Consider the following 21,049-nt stretch of genomic DNA (forward strand, 5'->3'; position numbering starts at 1 on the left):
CCCACCTGGCCGTCATCATGTGCGAGCGATGCGCTGACAGCTTGCTTGGTCCAATCCCGACTTCGTTCTGGAGACCAGAGCGCCGCGCAAAAGCACCCCGCCTACTGCCGATGTCAAGACCGGCGTCCGGTCAGGCCCGCACCAGGCGTGCCGGCAAACCCTGCCGCACAGTAGTTCCTGCCACCGGATCGACGAACACATTGCGTGCGTTGCGGGTCGGGTCGCGCAATCCCATATCATTGAGATTGATGCCGGCAGCAATCGCCGGTTCTTGCGGCTGCACTGTGTCGCCGATGCGATGGGCCCGCGCACCGAGTTCGCGATGGCCAAAACCGTGTTCAATCGCCACCACCCCGCGCTGCACGCCGTGGCGCAACATCACGGTCGCTTTGGCGCGTCCTCCCGGGGTTTCCAGATAGACCTGGTCGCCGCTACGTAATCCCAGTCGTGCGGCATCGTCCGGATGCAGCGCCACCGGGTTGTCGGGGTGGATGCCGCGCAAGCGCCGGGCGCCGATGCTGTACGAGTTTTGCAGCGGCGATTTGGTGCTGATCAATTGCAGCGGCCATTCTGCCTCCGGGTATTTGGTGCGTACCGGCGTGCCGTCGGCGAAGGCCGGTTCCTGCCACGACGGAGAGCCCGAAAAACGCTTGCCGGTCAGGCTGTTTTTGGTGGTGCCGACGTTTTCGTTATACAACATCATGGGCTTGGTGAAGCGGTGTGTTGACCAGTCTGCAGGATAAGGCGTGTCTTCTGGCGTCGCTTGGATGGCAGCGCCTGCCACCGTGGCCGCTGCCGGTGCTGTCGGTGCTTTGGGATCAACTGGCGGTGGCAAGCGCAAGCCGAACATTTCCTTGTAATTTTGATAGCGTCCGCCCCGCGCCAGCATGAAAGCCACCTTGCGCCACTCTTCCGGCTTCAGGGTTTTTTCCAGCAGAGGGCGGATGCGCGACACGCCGGACAGTGCGATATCGTCGTCGCTGGCTTCCGGCACCGCGGTCTTGCCTTGCCACGCGATGTTGGCGCCACCGCGCAGATACCAATCCTCGGGGCGTTCCAGCGGGAAAGGCTGGCCTTCGCTGTCGGCCAGACCGGCCGGACCGAAGCCAGGCAAATCCATGGCCTTGGCCAATGCGATGAAAAAGGTTTCCATGCCGATTGCCTGGCCATCGGGCAGCTTCTGGGCACGGGGTTCGACCACCGGCCAGCGCGCTGTGCTCATCTTGACTGCAACTCCAGCCCAGGCGCCGGCCCAGCCCCAGCTTTCATACAGCAGCGAATCCGGCACGATATAGTCGGCAAAGGCGGTGGTTTCATTGATGAACGGGTCTACCGCCACGATCAGCGGCAGCTTCTTCGGGTCGGCCAGGTCTTTTTCTATTTGGGCGCGCAGTCCCGGTACGCCGTACAGCGGATTGCAGCTCCACAAGATCAACGCTTTGAGCGGATACGGATAGCCATTGATGGCGCCGGTCAGCCATTCGGAGGCCAGGCCCGGAGCGTTCGGATACCACGGTGCCTGCGCCGGGTAAGCCTTGCCGCCGGCCTTCTTACGCTTGAACTCGGAGGTCTTTTCGTAAGGTACGTTGCGTCCGATCGGTATCCCGTTCGGCTTGACCGCACCGGCAAAACTTTCCAAATTGTAGCGCGGTCCTGCGCCGACATCCTTGAAGCTGCCGCCGCTGACCAGGGTGCCACCCTGACGGTTCAGATTGCCAATCAGGGTATTGAGCATCACCAGCGCATAGGTGTTGTAGAACCCGCTGCCGGCCATCATGCCGCCATGGGCATTGACTGCAGCACGCTTGCCGTGGCTGGTGAATTCGCGCGCCAGCCCTTCGATGATCTGCACCGGTATCCCGCAGGCAGCGGAATAATCGGCCAGGCTATGTTTCAGTGCTTCGGCGCGCAGCATGCTCATCGCGCTTTGCAGCTTCAGCGTTTCGGCGCCAATCTGCAGCGCGCCGTCAAAAAACAGCTCGGCCTCAGCCTTGGCTTCGGTGTGAACCATGGGCTTTTGCGTCACGGGGTCGAACACGACGAACGGGTCCTTTTCCTTGTAGCGTTCCTCTTCGGTGAAGACCAGGCCCAAATCCGAGCCGCGCACATAGCGGCCGTCGCGCGCATGGCCCGGTTGCACGATCACCAGGTGGGTGGCGTTGCTCCAGCTGGATTCGCCGGCCGCCTCGGCCGTTTTAAGGTTGGGCTGGACCAGATAGTGCCGGTCGTAGCGCTCTTGCTCGATAATCCAGCGGATCATTGCCATCGCCAACGCGCTGTCGGTGCCGGGTTTGATCGGCACCCAGCGGCTGCGGTCGCCGGATGCCAGACTGTCGGCATTGGTCAGCACCGGATCGATCACCACGTAGCTGAATTTCCGGTTGCCCGAACGGGCCTTGGTGAGCAGCGTGCCCTGGCGCTTGAACGGGTTGCCGGCATTGCCGGGTGCAGTGCCGACGAAGAGGCAGAATTCGACGTTATCGAAGTCCGGCTTGGCGTGCGGCATTTTCTTCATGTCGCCGAACATCGCTCCCGAGCCGCTGCGATACGCGCCGCCGCAGTAGGAGCCATGCCCTACCGCGTTGATGCTGCCGTAGGATTGCTTGATGAAACGGTCCACAAAGGCCAAACGGCCCTCGTTGGTGCTGGACATCAGGCCGACCTGATTGACCTTGGGGCCGAGTTCAGGTTGCTGCGGATCGATTGGGGTATGCAGGTCGCGCAAGGCGCGCAAACCCTGCACTTCGCCTTCGCCGAACAGGTTGCCGCCCTCGGTAATTTCTTTGATCAACTGATCGAAAGCGATCGGCTGCCACTGGCCGCTGCCGCGCGGACCGGAGCGCTTCATCGGCGCCAGCACGCGGAACGGCGAATCCATCTGTTCCAGCACGCCGTTGCCGCGCCCGCAAGCGGTCGAACGGCCGGCCAGTCCTTTTTCCTGATGGCGCGTGAGTGAGAGGAAGCTGTTGCGAATCGGAGTCTGGAATGGCAGCGGCACCTCGGCCGACAACGGGCTGTAAGGATTGCCGGCCACGCGCAAAACCTTGCCGGTTTTTTTATCGATGCGCACCCGCACCCCGCAGAACGTGGTGCAACCCATGCACATGGTGTAACTGACCTGCTGTTCCGGGTTGATGCTGAGTGCGCCGGTGGCGGGATTGACGCTGAACTCGGGCGCCAGCGAATTGCCATTGAGGCGCTGCTGCGGCTGGTCCTTGCCAAGCACGTGATCGAGCATGCGCGCTGCAGTGGTCGATGAGCCGGCGGCAAAAGCGGTGAGTCCACCACCGATTGCGGCCTTGCGTAAAAATGAGCGACGTTTGTCTTCCATGCTAATCCCCTTGTGTGCGGTGACTTAATGCCGGGCAATCGCGCTAGCGGCGATTGCGTTGGTTTCTTTGGTGGTGCGACTGGCGAATGCCTGACCGGCCCATGGCAAATACTCCACCATCAATAGCAGCAGCGCGATCCACAAACCCAGCGTGCCGACAATCCCGAGCAGGCCGTCACTGCCGAGCGGCAGATGGTAGTCGTACAAACCGGCGCCGGTTTTGGGGATGGACTGGCCACCGATGAAGATGGTCCAGCGCATCATCCATGCACTGTGCACCGCAATCAAACCGGTAATCAGGCCACTGGAAGCAGGGCGCCAAAGCGCCAGCGCCATCGGCAGAACCGTTGCCAGCACTGCCCACACTGCGCTCAATTGCCATTGCGGCATGCCTGCTACCTGGCTGAAAGCGGCGCTATGCGAAGCGCTGATGCCGGACAGGCTGACAAACAGCCATCCTCCACCCAGCGTCAGCACCACCGCCAGTGCCAGCACCAGCAGGCGGTTGAGGCCAATTTCCAACTGGATATCGCGACCACCGATAAAGCGGTTGAACAGCAGGCATAAACCGATTGCACCGACGAAGGCGGTGGTCACGAACTGCAGTGGCAGGAAAGGCGTGTTCCACAGTGGACGCGCTTGAATCACCATCACTTCCATGCCGGTATACAGTGCCACCAGCACAGCACCGATCAGGGCCAGCACCGCGGCGGCGGAAATTGCCATTTGCGGTGCTGCGCCGCCACGCCCGGCCAAGCGATACAGGCGGGTCAGAAATGTGCGGCCGTCCTGGCCCCGCACCGCAAAATCTCCACGCAGTGCCAGCCACGCATACAACAGCAAGCCGCCCAGATAAACCGGGATAAAGAACGCGCCCCACGACATCCAGGATTGCGGCTGGAAATGCAGGTAAAAATTCAGAAAACGCCCGGGACCGTGCAAGTCAGCCAGCAGGGCGACCGGCGCGGTCAGGCCGCAAACCAGCGCACCGAGCAGCGCCAGGCGGGCCAGTCTTTCGTGTTGCGCACGACCGAAGACAAAATACGGCAGTGTCAGCATGAAGCTGCTGTAACTAAGTCCGATCAGGAAAAAATAGGACACTGCCCACGGTAGCCAGGCAGTTTCACGCGTAACGTTGAGTACTTCGATGATTTGGCTATCCATGATTTAAGCTCCGTGTCCACTCGGTTGCCATAATGTGCCTTCACCCTCGACCTGGCCCTGAAAGCGCTGGTCCAAACCAAGATAAAACACATGCGGTTGTGTGCCCATTTCCGGCTTCAGCACCTTGACCTTGTTCTGATCGACCAGCTGGCGCACGGCGCTGTTCGGATCGTTGAGGTCGCCGAAGATGCGTGCTCCGCCGACGCAGGTTTCGACGCAGGCCGGCAATAATCCGGCATCGACCCGATGCGCGCAAAACGTGCATTTATCCGCTTTGCCGGTGTCGTGATTGATAAAGCGCGCGTCGTAAGGGCAAGCCTGCACGCAGTAGCCGCAACCGACGCAACGGTCGCCATCCACCACCACGATGCCGTCCTTGCGCTGAAAGGTAGCGCCCACCGGACACACCGGAATGCAGGGCGGATTGTCGCAATGGTTGCACAGACGCGGCAGCATGTAAGTGCCTGTGTGTTGGCCTTCGTGCACCTCGTAAGTGGAAACGATGGTGCGGAAGCTGTTCTCCGGCACCGCGTTTTCCATGATGCAGGACACCGTGCAGGCTTGGCAGCCGATGCACTTTCGTACGTCGACCACCATCGCCCAGCGATGCTTGCCATCCGCTGCGCCTGCCGCCGAAGCGATTGCCGGAGACGGGGCCAGCACCGCGCCGACCGTGATGGCCGGCAAGGCGCGTAAGAAACTGCGTCGGGACTCAATCATTTCCCCTCCTTTTGCTGTAATCGAGCCTTATTGGCTTATTCGCATGATAGGAGGGAAGGTGCTGCGAAGATATTGGGTATTTGTTGCGGCCGGCTACATGAAATAGCCAATATGCATGGCGCGAATTTTATGGTAGCAGGCAATCATCCTGGAAACCTCAGTTGGACGGGGCCGAGTTTGCATTTTTCCGGCGCATTACGGCCGCATCTGCAGCGGTATGAAATTGGCCGTGCCGGTAGTGGCGCAAGGCTCGTCGTCGAAAGCGATGTCGCCGTTCGGGTTGGCAACGCCGTCCATCTGCAAATCCTTGAAATTGAACAAGTCGCGGTCCATCAGGTGCGACGGCACCACGGTGGACAGCGCCGAAAAGATGCTTTCGACCCGGCCCGGAAATTTCTTTTCCCAATCGCGCAGCATGTGCTTGGTGTGTTTGCGCTGCAGGTTTTCCTGGCTGCCGCACAGGTTGCACGGGATGATCGGGAACTGCTTGATTTCGGCGTAGCGGCTCGAATCCTCTTCCTTCACGTAGGCCATCGGCCGGATCACGATGTGTTTGCCGTCGTCCGACTGCAGCTTGGCCGGCATCGATTTGAGCTTGCCGCCGAAAAACAAATTCAGGAAGAAGGTTTCCAAAATGTCGTCGCGATGGTGGCCGAGCGCGATCTTGTTGGCACCGAGTTCGTCGGCGACCCGATACAAAATGCCGCGCCGCAGCCGCGAACACAGCGAGCACGTGGTCTTGCCTTCCGGGATCACGCGCTTGACGATGCTGTAGGTATCTTGATTTTCGATGTGGAACGGAATGCCGAGCTTGCTCAGATAAGCCGGCAGCACGTCTTCCGGGAAACCCGGCTGCTTCTGGTCCAGGTTGACCGCGACGATCTCGAAATTGATCGGTGCGCGCTGGCGCAGCGTCAGCAAAATGTCGAGCAGCGCGTAGCTATCTTTGCCGCCGGACAGGCAGACCATTACCTTGTCGCCTTCTTCGATCATATTGAAGTCGCCGATTGCCTGGCCGACCTGGCGGCACAGGCGCTTGTGCAACTTGTTATTTTCGAAGGTGGTTTTTTCGACTTGCTTGACGCTTGGCGCAGGATTGTCGGGGGTTTCTAATAGGGCGTTCATGTGCTGCTCTTGATCTGAAATACTTCCACCCCGACGCCTTCGCAATCGGGATAGACGTCGGGTTTCATGGTGGATACGCGCACTGCGCGCACGTTCGGATGTGCCAGCATGCTGCGCGCCACATCGTCGCACAGGGTTTCCTGCAACTGGACGTGGCCTTGCGCGGTGCGATTGGCGATGGTTTCGCGCATGAAATCGTAATCGACCACCTCGTTGAGATTGTCGTCCTTGGGCGTGGACAGCGCCAGCGGGATGTACAGATCGACGTTGATCAGCACGCGCTGCTCGCCTCTCTTCTCGTAATCGTGGACGCCGATATTGATCCGCACTGCATAGTTGCGCAGGAACAGGCGGCGGCAGTCGATCAGTTCTGGGTGGGACAGGGCGGAAATCATGGTTTTTTCTCAGGGTGTGGCGACGAACATCACGTCGCGTTGCAAAGGGGTCAAATGCTGGCCGCCATCGACTACGATGGTGGTGCCGGTGATCGCGCGGTTTTCAAGCGCGAAGCAAACCGTGGCGGCGATATCTTCGGGCGTGCTGGAGCGCCCCAGCGGCGTGCGCTGGTGTGCGCTGGCAAAGCCGGCTTCGGTTTGGTCGCCCGAGATCAGCGTGATGCCGGGCGCAATCCCGACCACCCGCAGCTTCGGCGCCAGCGCTTGCGCCAGCATGGTGGTGGCGGTGTGCAGTGCAGCCTTGGACAGCGTGTAAGACAGGAAATCCGGGTTCAGGTTGAACAGTTTCTGGTCCAGCAGATTGATCACGACCGCTTGCGCGCCTTCCTTTGTTGCCGCGTGCAGCGCCTGCGCCAGCAGAATCGGCGCGGTCAGATTGGCGTGCATGTGACGCTCCAGCATGGCTTGCGAAAAGTCGGTCACGCTATCGTGCTCGAACAGGCTGGCGTTATTCACCACGCAGCCAAAACTCGATAGCGGCAGTTGCAGGGCGCTAGCAGCACGCGCCAGCAGCGTGCGCACCGCGGCTTCATCTGCCAGATCGCACTGGACCGCGGCGGCGTGCGCGCCGAGCGCACAAATCTGGCGCACGGTGTCGGCGGCATCCAGCCCGGATCGGCCATAATGGACGGCGATATTCCAGCCGCGCTGCGCCAGCGCCAACGCGATGACGCGCCCGATGCGCCGGGCGGCACCGGTGACGAGGACGCTTTTCTGTTGTTGTATATGCATAGTGTTGGTATCGAACGCCGACTAAATTACAAACTTACAAACCACGTATTTATAACAATTTAATTACAATCTTCCAGATGCAACTACCTGAACCCCATCCCGACGCGCTGGCAGCATCCAACCAACTCCAGCATGTGATCGCGGCCGAGATCGCCCGGCATTCCGGCTGGATTCCATTTTCGCGCTTCATGGAACTGGCGTTGTATGCGCCCGAACTCGGCTATTACAGCGGCGGCGCGCAAAAGCTGGGAAAGGACGGTGATTTTACAACCGCACCGGAAACTACGCCGCTTTTCGGTGCCGCGCTGGCACGCGTGGCGGTGGATTTATTAGCCCAAACCGTGCCGCAGATCATGGAATTCGGTGCCGGCAGCGGCAAACTGGCATTCGATATTCTGAGCGAGTTGAGCGCTTTAGGGATACACGTCGAGCAATATACGATTCTGGATCTGTCGGGCGAGTTGCAAGCCCGGCAAGAGCATTTGCTGCGCGACTTTCCACAAGTGGTGTGGCGTCAGCAGATGCCGCCGGCGTTTTCCGGTTTGGTGATCGGCAATGAAGTGCTGGACGCGATGCCGGTGGAACTGGTGGTGAAGACTGAACTTGGCTGGCAACAGCGCGGCGTGGGCATGATGGGCAACGGATTCTGCTGGATCGACCGTCCGTGCGACGCCGCATTAGTAGAGCAGATTCCGCAGGTTGATGCTTTGCCGCTCGGCTATCTGACCGAAGTCCATCCGGCAGCGCAAGGCTTCATCCGTTCGCTGGCCGATATGCTGCAAGCCGGGCGCAGCCTGCACGGTCAGGGCAGCGCGGCGATTTTCATCGATTACGGCTTTCCGGCCGCCGAGTTTTATCTGGACCAGCGCAGCCAAGGCACGTTGATGTGCCATTACCGCCACCACGCGCATGCCGAACCGTTTTATTTGCCGGGCTTGCAGGACATTACCGCGCATGTGGATTTCACCGCGATGGCGCTGGCGGCGGTGGACGGCGGACTGGAGGTGCTGGGCTACACCAGTCAGGCGGCGTTTTTGATGGCGGCGGGCATTGGCGAGCTGTTGTTGCGCACGCCGCCGACTGACGCGATGCGCTATCTGCCGCAAGCCAACGCGCTGCAAAAGCTGATTTCCCCGGCGGAAATGGGCGAATTGTTCAAGGTGCTGGTGCTGGGTACCAATGTGGAATTAGCACCTGCGCTATTGCGCAACGACCGCAGTCATCGCTTGCTATGAACCGCTTGCTATGAATATATACCACAATGGGTATTTTAATTGCCGCACTAATATAAAGCGGGAATTGCCATGTTTTTCAAAAAATGACGGGAGTATCTATGTTGACATATAAGGAGTCGCGTCCATGATCCGCTGGGTAATCGTCATCTTCGTGGCGCTGATCGTATTTTCGACGTTGTTGCCGTGGCTGGAAAAACTCGGCATCGGGCGCTTGCCGGGCGATCTTCGCTTCAAGCTGTTCGGCCGCCAGTTTTCCCTGCCGTTCGCCTCCACCATCCTGATTTCGCTGGTCGTGCTGCTGATCGGGCGCTTTCTGTAGGGCCGGCGCGATGCGAACCGCGTATTTTTCCGGCATGTGCCAGCAGGCGACCATCGCCGCCCAGCCCACTGAAGCCCACTAAACTCCTTATGCGGCCGACTCTCGAAGAATTGCGCGCCCGTTACGGCAAACGCTACAAGTGGTGGGTTTTGCTGACGGTCATGATCGGCACCATGGCGTCGATCCTGTCATCGACCATCGTCAATGTCGCCATTCCCGATCTGAGCCAGTATTTCCATCTGGGGCAGGAGCGCGCGCAGTGGGTCTCGTCCGGCTTCATGCTGGCGATGACGATCTCGATGCTGAGTACGCCCTGGCTGCTGTTGCGCTTCGGGCTGCGCCGCACCTACACCGGCGCCATCCTGCTGTTGCTGGCAGGCGGCGTGATCGGCGGTTTCAGCGTCAACGTGCCGATGCTGTTGTCGATGCGGGTGGTCGAAGGGCTGGCGGCCGGCATTTTGCAGCCGATTCCGGTGATCGTCATCATGCGTGCGTTCGACGCCAGGGAACAGGGGCGGGCGCTCGGCATCTTCGGTTTCGGCGTGGTGCTGGCACCTGCGCTCGGGCCCAGCGTCGGCGGTTTTCTGGTCGAACAGTTCGGCTGGCGCTCGATTTTCTTCGTGGTGGTGCCGTTTTGCCTGGTGGTGCTGGCGCTGACCCGGCGCATGCTGGCAGTCAATTCGCCGATGATGGGCGATGCCAGAGAGCTTGACTGGAAAGGCTTGCTGCTGGTCGCCATCAGCACCATCAGCCTGTTGAACGGCCTGGTGCATTTGCGTAGCGACGGCTGGCAGGCGGCCGGTTTTCTGGCGCTGGGGAGCCTCAGCCTGATCGCCTATATCGCGTATCAGTTGCATGCCGAGCAACCGCTGATGCACATGAAATTGTTTAGCTTCCGGCAGTTTTCGATGGGTGCGCTGGTCGCCTTTATCTACGGCATGGGACTGTTCGGTTCGACCTATCTGCTGCCGGTGTATATGCAGATGGCGCTCCACTACACGCCGTCGCAGGCGGGGCTGATCCTGCTGCCGGCCGGCATCGTGCTGGCCGTGATCATCCCGCTGGCCGGCGCACTGGCTGATCGCTTCCCGCCGAATATTCTGGTCGCCTGCGGGCTCGGTTTGCTGGCGTTGTCGCTTGCCCTGATGGCATTCGATAGCAGCGCCGGCAGCTATTTTTTGCTGATGACGTGGGCCATCATTGGCCGCATCGGGCTCGGGTTTGTGTTGCCGGCGCTGAGTCTGGGTTCGTTGCGCGGCCTTACTCCCGAACTGATTGCACAAGGCTCCAGCGCGATTAATTTTGTTCGTCAACTGGGCGGCGCGATCGGCATCAGCCTGGTCGGCATCGTGCTGGAATGGCGGCTGGCTGCGCACACGAGCGATGCCAGCGGGCGCATTGATGCGTTTGATGACACCTTTTTGCTGGTAGCCGGCCTGTGCGCACTGGCGATACTGGCGGCCTGGCGGATGCGGGAAGCGCCGAAGTTAGAATGACTTTCTTATGCTGTGCGCAATAACGCGTGCAATTGCTCCGGCGGCCGCCCTATCACGGCGCGCCCCTGATATATCACGATAGGGCGTTGCAGTAGTTGCGGATGCGATGCCAGCGCGGCGAGCAAGGTTTCGTCGCTGGCATGCGTTAGTTGCAGCGTGTCGAAAATTGTTTCGCCATCGCGCACCATGTCGCGTGCCGGAATGCCCAGTTGTTGTTGCAAAACATGTAATTCGGCAAGTTGCAAAGGCGAGGTCTGATAATCGATTACGGATAGCGCAATATCGTTGTCATCGGCGAAGTGCTGCGTCAGTGCCAGCGCGGCCCGGGATTTGGAACAACGCGGATTATGTATGATGGTGATCATATGGTCGGGAGCGTGAATAAAGATGAATTACATTCGCGTAAGCCGAAAGATTGATGCAGTCGGTATGCGCGCCCGGGCAAGTGTATACGGAAAGGCGACTTTCCATTCTGCCCTGGAAATTATTCGCATCTTCTTCCAGGATCGACATGGATGCTCGAGCCTTGTGTGCCTGCTACATGCAAACCACACGCATTTCCGAAGAGTGCGCGCCGCATACGCCGGGCTGTTTGAAACGAACTAAATCCCGGTTCCCATCGTTAGTCGTGCAATAACCGTAAAAAAATTATAAGTAATTAATCGATTAATGGCTGCAATCGGTTGACAACGCCTGGGGAAGCCCCCATAATCCAGGGCTCATTGCGGAGGGGTGGCCGAGTGGTTAAAGGCGACAGACTGTAAATCTGTTCTCTTACGAGTACGCTGGTTCGAATCCAGCCCCCTCCACCAATATTTAGTAATGTTGCAGTAAATAAAGGTTGCGGCTGAAGTGGTCGCCCTCGCGGGTGTAGCTCAATGGTAGAGCTGAAGCCTTCCAAGCTTATGACGAGGGTTCGATTCCCTTCACCCGCTCCAGAATTAAATAGTATGTGTAGATTAGCGCGCATGCGACAGTAGCCCTTGTAGCTCAGTGGTAGAGCACTCCCTTGGTAAGGGAGAGGTCACGTGTTCAATCCACGTCAAGGGCACCAGGTTTAGTCAAGCGTATCAGCAAGAAGTCGGGCGTGTGCCTGGGCATTCTCATCAAAATCGTTAGGAGTCTATAATGGCAAAAAGCAAATATGAGCGGACCAAGCCGCACGTGAATGTAGGCACGATTGGACACGTTGATCACGGCAAGACCACGTTGACGGCAGCGATAGCTACCGTATTGTCGAAGAAATTTGGTGGCGAAGCCAAGGGTTACGACCAGATTGACAATGCGCCGGAAGAAAAGGCCCGCGGCATCACCATCAACACCTCGCACGTTGAATACGAAACAGAAGCGCGCCACTACGCCCACGTAGACTGCCCAGGCCACGCCGACTATGTCAAAAACATGATCACCGGCGCGGCGCAAATGGACGGAGCAATCCTGGTGTGTTCCGCAGCCGACGGCCCAATGCCGCAAACGCGCGAACACATCCTGCTGGCACGTCAAGTCGGCGTACCCTACATCATCGTGTTCCTGAACAAATGCGACATGGTTGACGACGAAGAATTGCTCGAACTCGTCGAAATGGAAGTGCGCGAACTGCTCGTCAAATACGAATTTCCTGGCGACGACCTGCCCATCATCAAAGGCTCCGCCAAGCTCGCACTCGAAGGCGACAAAGGCCCGCTGGGCGAAGAAGCCATCCTTGCCCTCGCCAATGCCCTCGACACCTACATTCCGACCCCGGAACGCGCGATCGACGGTGCCTTCCTGCTGCCGGTAGAAGACGTATTTTCCATCTCTGGTCGCGGCACCGTAGTCACCGGACGTATCGAACGCGGCGTCGTTAAAGTTGGCGAAGAAATTGAAATCATCGGCATCAAAGACACCGTCAAAAGCACCTGCACCGGCGTTGAAATGTTCCACAAGTTGCTCGACCAAGGTCAAGCCGGCGACAACGTAGGCGTACTCCTGCGCGGCACCAAGCGCGAAGACGTAGAGCGTGGTCAAGTACTGGCCAAGCCAGGCTCCATCAAGCCGCACAATCACTTTACGGGTGAAATCTACGTATTGTCCAAAGACGAAGGTGGCCGTCACACGCCGTTCTTCAACAACTACCGTCCGCAGTTCTACTTCCGTACTACCGACGTAACTGGCTCGATCGAATTGCCAAAAGACAAAGAGATGGTCATGCCGGGCGACAACGTCTCCATCACAGTTAAGTTGATCAACCCGATTGCGATGGAAGAAGGCTTGCGCTTCGCTATTCGCGAAGGCGGCCGTACTGTAGGTGCTGGCGTCGTTGCAAAAATTCTTGAGTAAAAATGCTTGTTCTGCGAGGTTGAGTTAATCTTCCTCGCAGTGCCAATACAAGTAAGTGTTTTAGATGTAGGGGAGTAGCTCAATTGGCAGAGCGTCGGTCTCCAAAACCGAAGGTTGGGGGTTCGATTCCCTCCTCCCCTGCCATGGATTCAGCCGCAATGGCATCGAAAGTCAAACTGTATGTCAAATCATCCCGTTCAAACCGTCACCACGTCGAGCGATAAACTGAAAATCGCACTATCGGTTGGCGCCGTGATTGTGGGTGTAATCGGTTTTTATTATTTGTCGGATAAGTCAACGCTATTGCGCGCCGGTGTGTTGTTTGGGGCGATGCTAATCGCTATCGCTATCGCCTGGACATCGACCTCCGGTCGTGAATTTATCGGCTTCGCCAATGATTCGGTACGTGAAACCAAAAAGGTTGTATGGCCGAAGCGTAAGCAGGCGATGCAAATGACGGCCATTGTTTTTGGATTCGTGCTTGTGATGGCTATTTTCCTATGGGGAACCGACAAGTTGCTCGAATTCCTGTTGTATGACATCATTCTTGGCTGGAAAAAATAATGAGCGAAAATATGCAAGACGGCACGCAGGAATCTGCCGCAGTTGCACCGCCGGCCAGCAAGAAACGTTGGTATGTAGTGCATGTCTATTCCGGAATGGAAAAAAGCGTACAGCGTGCATTGACTGAGCGTATCGAGCGAGGTGGGATGCAGGATCAGTTTGGGCAAATACTGGTCCCTACAGAAGAAGTGATCGAAGTTAAGAACGGTCAGAAATCGGTTACAGAAAGACGTTTTTTTCCAGGCTATGTGTTGGTAGAAATGGAAATGACCGATGAGACCTGGCATCTGGTAAAAAATACCAATAAAGTTACTGGTTTTATCGGCGGAAAATCCAATAAGCCGACCCCTGTTCCGGCGCGCGAGATCGATAAGATCATGCAGCAAATGCAGGATGGTGTGGAGAAGCCCCGTCCTAAGGTTTTGTATGAAGTGGGTGAGTTGGTGCGCATCAAGGATGGCCCATTCACCGATTTCAATGGCAATGTCGAAGAAGTTTTTTACGAAAAATCGCGGGTGCGCGTCACTGTGACCATTTTCGGTCGTGCTACACCTGTGGAGCTTGAGTTCGCTCAAGTGGAAAAAGTCTAAGCGGCTTGTCGTCCAAATATTAATCAAGCGCTTACCTGGAGTGCTGCAAAGTCAAATTTGTAAAATCCAGGGAGGAGCCCTAATAACCTGCCGCCGGCAGGGGAACAGGCGCTAATACTCAATCTGAGCGGGAGCCATCATGGCAAAGAAAATTATAGGTTTTATCAAGCTGCAAGTACCAGCTGGTAAGGCAAATCCATCACCACCAATTGGCCCAGCACTTGGCCAACGCGGTTTGAACATCATGGAGTTCTGCAAAGCGTTTAACGCGCAGACACAAGGCTTGGAAGCGGGCATGCCGATCCCTGTCGTGATTACTGCTTTTGCTGATAAGTCTTTCACTTTTGTGATGAAGACCCCACCAGCAACTTTTTTGATCAAAAAAGCGGCGGGTATTCAGAAGGGTTCTGCCAAGCCACATACAGATAAAGTCGGCACGCTAACGCGCCAGCAGGCTGAAGAAATTGTAACTTTAAAACGACCGGATCTTACGGCAGCTGACATGGACGCAGCAGTGCGTACTATTGCCGGTTCAGCACGTTCGATGGGCATCACGGTGGAGGGTCTGTAATGGCTAAGTTATCCAAACGCGCAAAAGTATTCAAGACAAAGATCGATCGCACCAAGGCTTATTCCTTTGACAGCGCAATGTCGATCGTCAAGGAATGTGCAACTGCCAAATTCAATGAATCGATTGATGTATCCGTCCAGTTAGGCGTTGATCCAAAAAAATCCGATCAAGTTGTTCGCGGCTCAGTAGTGTTGCCAGCCGGTACAGGAAAGACAGTGCGAGTGGCTGTGTTTGCTACCGGTGAAAAAGCCGAACAGGCAAAAGCGGCAGGTGCAGATATTGTTGGCATGGAAGATCTTGCTGAACAAATCAAGGCTGGCAATATGCCATTTGATATCGTTATCGCCTCGCCAGACACTATGCGTATTGTCGGCACACTGGGCCAGATTCTCGGCCCACGCGGCATGATGCCTAACCCTAAGGTTGGCACTGTCACGCCCGATGTTGCGACTGCAGTCAAGAATGCAAAAGCTGGTCAGGTGCAGTATCGTACTGACAAGGGCGGCATCATTCACGCAACTATCGGACGCAAGTCGTTTAGTGATGAAGCGCTAAAATCAAACTTGCTGGCACTGATGGACGCGTTGAGCAAGGCTAAGCCAGCGTCAAGTAAAGGCGTTTACCTGCGCAAGGTTTCCTTATCGTCCACAATGGGCGTTGGTGTGCGCGTAGATCAGGGCACTTTGGTCGCCTAATTAGCAGAATCAAGTCCTCCTGCCGGCATGGCAAGAGGCAGATCTTTGGGGTGGAGTTATACCGGCATGATTGGAATAGCTCCATAAGTCAAAGACCGTTGGGCGGCACGGCTAGTTTTGTGTGACGTTAAACCGCTTATGCGTAATCGTAGGCACCCAACGCAGATGGTGCACCCGATCAAGTTTTGTAGTCTCTATGCTGGTTTGTCAGCTCTGAACTCCTAACTTCGGACGCCGTGTTCGAGTCGATGCAAGATGGCTGTTCGCTTATGAGCAGTATGTTGCGCATCATTAATGGAGGTTGACCGTGAGTCTCAATCTGAATGACAAAAAGGCTGTCGTCGCTGAAATCTCTGCAAAAGTAATATCTGCACAGACGATCGTCGTAGCCGAATATCGTGGCATCCAGGTCAGTCATTTGACACAATTGCGTGCCAAAGCGCGTGCCCAGGGTGTGTACTTGCGAGTGTTGAAAAATACATTGGCACGTCGCGCAGTTGAGGGCACAGTATTTGCAAGCCTCGCCTCCGAGATGACCGGCCCGTTGATCTATTCGATCTCCGAGGACGCCGTTGCTGCTGCTAAAGTTATTTATGACTTTGCTAAGGGCAATGACAAACTGGTTGTTAAGGCAGGTAACTACGCAGGGAAGTCGCTCGATAAAGCGGGTGTTGCTGCGTTGGCAAGCATTCCTAGCCGCGAAGTTCTGCTAGCCCAGATCGTGGGTATGATGCAGGCGCCGGTTGCAGGTTTCGCACGTGGTTTGGCTGCTTTAGCAGCGAAGAAAGAAGCAGAGACAGCATAATTTTGCTATGTATTTAGCATTGTTTTCTCAGCATTATCTTTTGTCAAAATCGATTAGATGTAATTACAGAATCAATTTAGGAGTTTCAAATGGCAATTAGCAAAGACGATATCCTTGAAGCCGTAGGCGCAATGTCCGTAATGGACTTGAATGACTTGGTTAAAGCGTTTGAAGAGAAGTTTGGTGTTTCCGCAGCAGCAATGTCTGTTGCAGGCCCTGCAGCTGGTGCTGCTGTTGCTGAAGAGCAAACAGAGTTCACCGTTATTCTGACTGAATTTGGTGCAAACAAAGTCAGCGTTATTAAGGCTGTTCGTGAACTCACTGGTCTTGGCTTGAAAGAAGCAAAAGACTTGGTTGATGGCGCACCTAAGCCAGTTAAAGAAGCTGTATCGAAAGCAGATGCAGAAGCAGCAAAGAAGAAATTGGAAGAAGCTGGCGCAAAAGCCGAAATCAAGTAATTCCAGTTTGTTAGCGCATATTGCTGCGCCGGAGTCAAAATGCAGAATTCTCTCTGAAAAGAGCGGGTTCTGCTTTGGCTTCTTTGTCGTTTCGGTTATTTGTATGGTTGTACGCAATATTCAAAGTGTTGTTTCCGCAAAGCCAAGCTGATCTTGAAGGGTCGAGACTTGAGGTTTCGTAGATTTATAGGCATTGTTTTTCGATGCACGAATCCTGAATTCTCTATCCTTTCTGTCACTCACGGAGTGTCCATGCATTACTCATTTACTGAGAAGAAGCGCATTCGTAAATCATTCGCGAAGCGTGCTAACGTTTATCCAGTCCCGTACTTATTGGCGACCCAACTCGAGTCATACATAGGCTTCTTGCAAACGGAAAAAACACCTTCCCAGCGCAAAAATGAGGGCTTGCAGTCTGCTTTCACGTCGATTTTCCCGATTGTGTCGCATAACGGCTTCGCTCGTCTTGAATTCTTATCTTATGTTCTGGGGGACCCACCGTTTGACGTAAAAGAATGTCAGCAGCGCGGCTTAACCTATGCCTCGCCCTTGCGTGCCAAGGTAAGACTGGTGATTCTCGACAAGGAATCGCCTACCAAGCCGGTGGTCAAAGAAATGAAAGAGCAGGAAGTGTATATGGGCGAGTTACCGCTCATGACAACAACCGGTTCTTTTGTCATCAATGGTACAGAACGTGTGATCGTATCTCAGTTGCACCGTTCTCCGGGCGTGTTTTTTGAGCACGATAGAGGCAAGACGCACTCATCCGGCAAGTTGTTATTCTCCGCACGCATCATCCCTTACCGCGGTTCGTGGCTTGATTATGAATTCGACCCGAAAGACATTCTGTTTTTCCGTGTCGACCGTCGCCGCAAGATGCCGGTGACGATATTGCTCAAGGCTATCGGGATGAGTCCCGAGCAAATTCTTGCCAATTTCTTCGTCTTTGATAATTTCATGCTACGGGCAGATGGTGCCGAGATGGAATTTGTAGCGGAGCGTCTGCGCGGTGAAGTTGCACGCTTTGACGTGGTTGACAAGGCGGGCAAATCACTGGTGACGAAAGACAAGCGCATCAATGCCAAGCAAGTGCGTGAAATCGAAGCCGCAGGCATCAAGCACCTGTCGGTTCCAGAAGATTATCTGCTCGGACGCGTGCTGGCCAAGAACATAGTTAATGCCGATACTGGTGAAGTCGTAGCTAGCGCCAACGATGAACTGACTGAAGAGTCGCTGGCACGTTTGCGCGAAGCTAATATTTCCGATATACAAACTCTGTACACCAACGATCTAGATCAGGGTGCATACATATCGCAAACTCTGCGCGTGGATGATACAACCGATCAGATGGCGGCAAAGGTTGCGATATATCGGATGATGCGCCCTGGCGAACCACCTACTGAAGATTCAGTCGAGGCTTTGTTCAACGGCTTGTTCTATAACGCAGATCGTTATGACCTGTCAGCAGTCGGCCGCATGAAGTTTAATCGTCGCATTGGACGCGATGAGCTGACAGGTTCGATGACTTTGTCGGATGAAGACGTACTTGCGGTCATTAAAATTCTGGTTGAATTGCGTAATGGGCGTGGCGAAGTCGATGATATCGACCATCTTGGTAATCGGCGTGTTCGTTGTGTCGGTGAACTGGCTGAAAATCAGTTCCGCGCCGGTTTGGTGCGTGTCGAACGGGCGGTCAAGGAGCGTCTTGGTCAAGCAGAGGCTGATAATTTGATGCCGCACGATCTGATCAACTCTAAACCGATTTCCGCTGCCATTCGTGAATTTTTCGGGTCGTCGCAATTGTCGCAGTTTATGGATCAGACCAACCCGTTGTCCGAAATTACCCACAAGCGCCGCATTTCAGCTCTTGGTCCGGGCGGTTTGACGCGGGAGCGTGCCGGTTTTGAAGTGCGCGACGTGCATCCCACCCATTACGGTCGAGTCTGCCCGATTGAAACGCCGGAAGGCCCTAACATTGGTTTGATTAACTCGCTGGCATTGTATGCGCGCCTGAACGAATATGGATTTTTGGAAACACCATATCGTAAGGTGGAAAGCAGCAAGATAACCAGCCAGATCGATTATTTGTCGGCAATCGAAGAAGGTCGCTACATTATCGCGCAGGCGAATGCGTTTATCGATAGCACGGGCAAACTGTCAGATGAACTGGTTTCCGCTCGTGAAGCTGGCGAAACTCTGCTGGTATCCCCTGAACGAATTCAATACATGGACGTGGCCCCTGGCCAAGTGGTGTCGGTGGCAGCCTCACTCATTCCATTTTTGGAACACGATGATGCGAACCGCGCATTGATGGGTGCCAACATGCAGCGTCAGGCGGTGCCTTGCCTGCGCCCAGAGAAAGCGTTTGTCGGAACAGGAATTGAACGTACCGTTGCGATCGACTCTGGAACTACGGTACAGGCTTTGCGCGGCGGTCTAGTGGATTATATCGATGCGGGTCGTGTAGTGATCCGCGTTAATGATGCTGAAGCGACAGCTGGCGAAGTTGGTGTGGATATCTATAACCTCATCAAATATACGCGCTCGAACCAGAATACCAATATCAACCAGCGTCCGATCGTTAAAGTCGGTGACCGTGTTGCCAAGAATGATGTCATTGCAGACGGTGCTTCAACTGATCTTGGCGAATTGGCACTCGGGCAAAATATGCTGGTCGCATTTATGCCTTGGAATGGTTTGAACTTCGAAGATTCGATTCTGATTTCCGAGAATGTTGTGAAAGATGATCGATATACCTCGATTCATATCGAAGAACTGTCGGTCGTTGCACGTGACACCAAACTCGGTGCAGAAGAGATTACGCGCGATATTTCTAATCTGGCCGAGAACCAGTTAGCCCGTCTGGATGAAGCCGGTATCGTTTATATCGGTGCGGAAGTTACTGCCGGCGATACGCTGGTAGGTAAAGTAACGCCTAAAGGCGAGACGCAATTGACACCTGAAGAAAAATTGCTGCGTGCGATTTTCGGTGAAAAAGCATCCGATGTGAAAGACACTTCGTTGCGCGTGCCTTCCGGCATGATCGGTACAGTTATTGATGTCCAGGTATTTACGCGTGAAGGCATCCAGCGCGACAAACGAGCACAGCAAATTATTGACGATGAATTAAAGCGTTACCGCCTCGATTTGAATGATCAGATGCGTATCGTTGAAGGTGATGCGTTCCAGCGTCTGGAGAAAATGCTGATTGGCAAAACGGTCAACGGCGGTCCGAAAAAATTAGCCAAGGGTGCAAAAGTCACCCACGAGTACTTGGCTGATCTCGACAAATATCATTGGTTTGATATCCGTCCCTCCGATGATGATAGTGCGACAGCACTGGAAGCCATCAAGGAATCCATTGCCGAGAAACGACATCAGTTTGATCTGGATTTTGAAGAAAAACGCACCAAATTGACGCAAGGCGATGATTTGCCACCTGGCGTGCAAAAGATGGTCAAGGTGTATCTGGCCGTCAAACGCCGCCTGCAGTCTGGCGACAAGATGGCGGGGCGCCACGGCAATAAAGGTGTGGTATCTCGGATCATTCCGGTAGAAGACATGCCTTATATGGCTGACGGTACGCCAGCGGATGTTGTGTTGAATCCGCTGGGTGTGCCATCGCGCATGAACGTAGGGCAGGTGCTGGAAGTTCACTTGGGTTGGGCGGCTAAAGGTTTGGGCCTGCGTATTGGTGAAATGCTGAAGATGCAGGCAAAAGCAGCTGAATTACGCAAATTCCTGACGACGATTTACAACGAGACAGGTAAGAGCGAAGATCTCGATAGCTTCTCGGATCAGGAAATTCTCGATCTCGCCAATAATCTCAAAAATGGCGTGCCATTTGCAACGCCGGTATTTGATGGCGCCAACGAAGAAGAGATTAGCCGCATGCTGGATTTGGCTTATCCGGACCCGGTTGCAAAGCAGCTTGGCATGACGCCATCCAAAAATCAGGTAACGATGTACGATGGCCGCACCGGTGAAGCATTCGAGCGTTCGGTCACTGTGGGTTATATGCACATGCTAAAACTGCATCATTTGGTTGATGACAAAATGCATGCACGTTCCACTGGCCCGTATTCGCTGGTTACTCAGCAACCTTTGGGCGGTAAAGCGCAATTCGGTGGCCAACGTTTCGGTGAGATGGAAGTTTGGGCTCTGGAAGCGTATGGCGCCTCGTATGTATTGCAAGAGATGTTGACAGTCAAGTCCGATGACGTGAATGGCCGTACCAAAGTGTACGAAAACCTCGTCAAGGGTGATCACGTCATTGATGCCGGCATGCCGGAATCCTTCAATGTGTTGGTGAAGGAAATTCGTTCGCTGGGCATCGACATTGATTTAGAGCGTAACTAGTCGGATTGCAGGGGCACGATGGCCTTCAATCGGCTGTCGTGGTCCCGGCACGATTTCGAGTCTTAGAGACTCAGTTTCCATAATGAATTTTTTCACGCCAACCTGGAGTGA

18 protein-coding genes and 4 tRNA genes are annotated in these 21,049 nt (G+C 55.2%); 15 read left to right on the forward strand and 7 right to left on the reverse strand.

The window, feature by feature from the left end; genetic code table 11:
- Positions 1–130 precede the first annotated feature (130 nt).
- From KGFNPO_RS00965 to KGFNPO_RS00990, 6 genes are all read right to left on the reverse strand, one after another.
- Positions 131–3,331 carry a molybdopterin dinucleotide binding domain-containing protein gene (locus KGFNPO_RS00965; protein WP_472632704.1) on the reverse strand — a complete coding sequence of 1,067 codons (3,201 nt, stop codon included), beginning with the start codon at positions 3,329–3,331 and terminating at the stop codon, positions 131–133.
- A 24-nt stretch (positions 3,332–3,355) separates the two neighbouring features.
- Positions 3,356–4,495 carry an NrfD/PsrC family molybdoenzyme membrane anchor subunit gene (nrfD, locus tag KGFNPO_RS00970; RefSeq protein ID WP_472632705.1) on the reverse strand — a complete coding sequence of 380 codons (1,140 nt, stop codon included), beginning with the start codon at positions 4,493–4,495 and terminating at the stop codon, positions 3,356–3,358.
- Between the two features lie 3 nt (positions 4,496–4,498).
- On the reverse strand, positions 4,499–5,215 hold the full coding sequence (dsrO, locus tag KGFNPO_RS00975; RefSeq protein ID WP_472632706.1) for a sulfate reduction electron transfer complex DsrMKJOP subunit DsrO: 717 nt from the start codon (positions 5,213–5,215) through the stop codon (positions 4,499–4,501).
- A 195-nt stretch (positions 5,216–5,410) separates the two neighbouring features.
- The gene (gene ttcA, locus KGFNPO_RS00980; protein WP_472632707.1) at positions 5,411–6,340 is read right to left on the reverse strand and encodes a tRNA 2-thiocytidine(32) synthetase TtcA; all 930 of its coding nucleotides are present in this window, start codon (positions 6,338–6,340) and stop codon (positions 5,411–5,413) included.
- Positions 6,337–6,735: a dihydroneopterin aldolase gene (locus KGFNPO_RS00985; protein ID WP_472632708.1), complete on the reverse strand. Its 399-nt coding sequence runs from the start codon at positions 6,733–6,735 to the stop codon at positions 6,337–6,339. Before KGFNPO_RS00985 ends, ttcA begins: the two co-directional genes overlap by 4 nt.
- 9 nt (positions 6,736–6,744) lie before the next feature.
- Positions 6,745–7,527 (reverse strand): SDR family oxidoreductase, encoded by a 783-nt coding sequence (locus tag KGFNPO_RS00990; protein WP_472632709.1) that lies wholly within the window; start codon positions 7,525–7,527, stop codon positions 6,745–6,747.
- Between the two features lie 77 nt (positions 7,528–7,604).
- Between KGFNPO_RS00990 and KGFNPO_RS00995 the strand changes: the two genes are divergently transcribed.
- From KGFNPO_RS00995 to KGFNPO_RS01005, 3 genes are all read left to right on the forward strand, one after another.
- Positions 7,605–8,762, forward strand: a complete 1,158-nt coding sequence (locus KGFNPO_RS00995) for a class I SAM-dependent methyltransferase (protein ID WP_472632710.1) — start codon at positions 7,605–7,607, stop codon at positions 8,760–8,762.
- Positions 8,763–8,886: 124 nt separating this feature from the next.
- Entirely contained in the window at positions 8,887–9,081 is a 195-nt protein-coding gene (locus KGFNPO_RS01000; protein ID WP_472632711.1) for a DUF2905 domain-containing protein, read from the forward strand.
- Positions 9,082–9,170: 89 nt separating this feature from the next.
- Positions 9,171–10,577 (forward strand): DHA2 family efflux MFS transporter permease subunit, encoded by a 1,407-nt coding sequence (locus KGFNPO_RS01005; protein WP_472632712.1) that lies wholly within the window; start codon positions 9,171–9,173, stop codon positions 10,575–10,577.
- 5 nt (positions 10,578–10,582) lie between these two features.
- Here the strand turns inward: KGFNPO_RS01005 and arsC are convergent, their stop codons facing one another.
- A complete protein-coding gene (gene arsC, locus KGFNPO_RS01010) occupies positions 10,583–10,942 on the reverse strand; it encodes an arsenate reductase (glutaredoxin) (protein WP_472632713.1) in 360 nt (119 codons plus the stop codon).
- Positions 10,943–11,303: 361 nt separating this feature from the next.
- On the opposite strand from arsC, the gene KGFNPO_RS01015 reads away from it, so the two are divergent.
- The 12 genes from KGFNPO_RS01015 to rpoB all read left to right on the forward strand — a co-directional run bounded on the left by KGFNPO_RS01015 (position 11,304) and on the right by rpoB (position 20,938).
- Positions 11,304–11,389 (forward strand) — tRNA-Tyr (locus tag KGFNPO_RS01015).
- Positions 11,390–11,441: 52 nt separating this feature from the next.
- A tRNA-Gly gene (locus KGFNPO_RS01020) sits at positions 11,442–11,515 on the forward strand.
- A 41-nt stretch (positions 11,516–11,556) separates the two neighbouring features.
- Positions 11,557–11,631, forward strand: a tRNA-Thr gene (locus tag KGFNPO_RS01025).
- 74 nt (positions 11,632–11,705) lie between these two features.
- Entirely contained in the window at positions 11,706–12,896 is a 1,191-nt protein-coding gene (gene tuf / locus KGFNPO_RS01030; RefSeq protein WP_472614340.1) for an elongation factor Tu, read from the forward strand.
- A gap of 68 nt (positions 12,897–12,964) precedes the next feature.
- A tRNA-Trp gene (locus KGFNPO_RS01035) sits at positions 12,965–13,040 on the forward strand.
- Between the two features lie 36 nt (positions 13,041–13,076).
- Entirely contained in the window at positions 13,077–13,460 is a 384-nt protein-coding gene (secE, locus tag KGFNPO_RS01040) for a preprotein translocase subunit SecE (protein ID WP_472614341.1), read from the forward strand.
- Positions 13,460–14,050 (forward strand): transcription termination/antitermination protein NusG, encoded by a 591-nt coding sequence (gene nusG, locus KGFNPO_RS01045; protein ID WP_472632714.1) that lies wholly within the window; start codon positions 13,460–13,462, stop codon positions 14,048–14,050. The genes secE and nusG overlap by 1 nt, the downstream gene beginning before the upstream one ends.
- A 139-nt stretch (positions 14,051–14,189) precedes the next feature.
- Positions 14,190–14,621 carry a 50S ribosomal protein L11 gene (gene rplK, locus KGFNPO_RS01050; protein WP_472614343.1) on the forward strand — a complete coding sequence of 144 codons (432 nt, stop codon included), beginning with the start codon at positions 14,190–14,192 and terminating at the stop codon, positions 14,619–14,621.
- Positions 14,621–15,316, forward strand: coding sequence for a 50S ribosomal protein L1 (gene rplA / locus KGFNPO_RS01055; protein WP_472632715.1), 696 nt, complete (start codon positions 14,621–14,623; stop codon positions 15,314–15,316). The genes rplK and rplA overlap by 1 nt, the downstream gene beginning before the upstream one ends.
- A gap of 307 nt (positions 15,317–15,623) precedes the next feature.
- Positions 15,624–16,121 carry a 50S ribosomal protein L10 gene (gene rplJ, locus KGFNPO_RS01060; protein ID WP_472614345.1) on the forward strand — a complete coding sequence of 166 codons (498 nt, stop codon included), beginning with the start codon at positions 15,624–15,626 and terminating at the stop codon, positions 16,119–16,121.
- An 89-nt stretch (positions 16,122–16,210) separates the two neighbouring features.
- The gene (gene rplL / locus KGFNPO_RS01065; protein WP_472614346.1) at positions 16,211–16,579 is read left to right on the forward strand and encodes a 50S ribosomal protein L7/L12; all 369 of its coding nucleotides are present in this window, start codon (positions 16,211–16,213) and stop codon (positions 16,577–16,579) included.
- A gap of 252 nt (positions 16,580–16,831) precedes the next feature.
- On the forward strand, positions 16,832–20,938 hold the full coding sequence (gene rpoB / locus KGFNPO_RS01070) for a DNA-directed RNA polymerase subunit beta (protein WP_472632716.1): 4,107 nt from the start codon (positions 16,832–16,834) through the stop codon (positions 20,936–20,938).
- Positions 20,939–21,049 lie beyond the last annotated feature (111 nt).

It is taken from the genome of Gelidimonas diazotrophica, assembly GCF_055694025.1.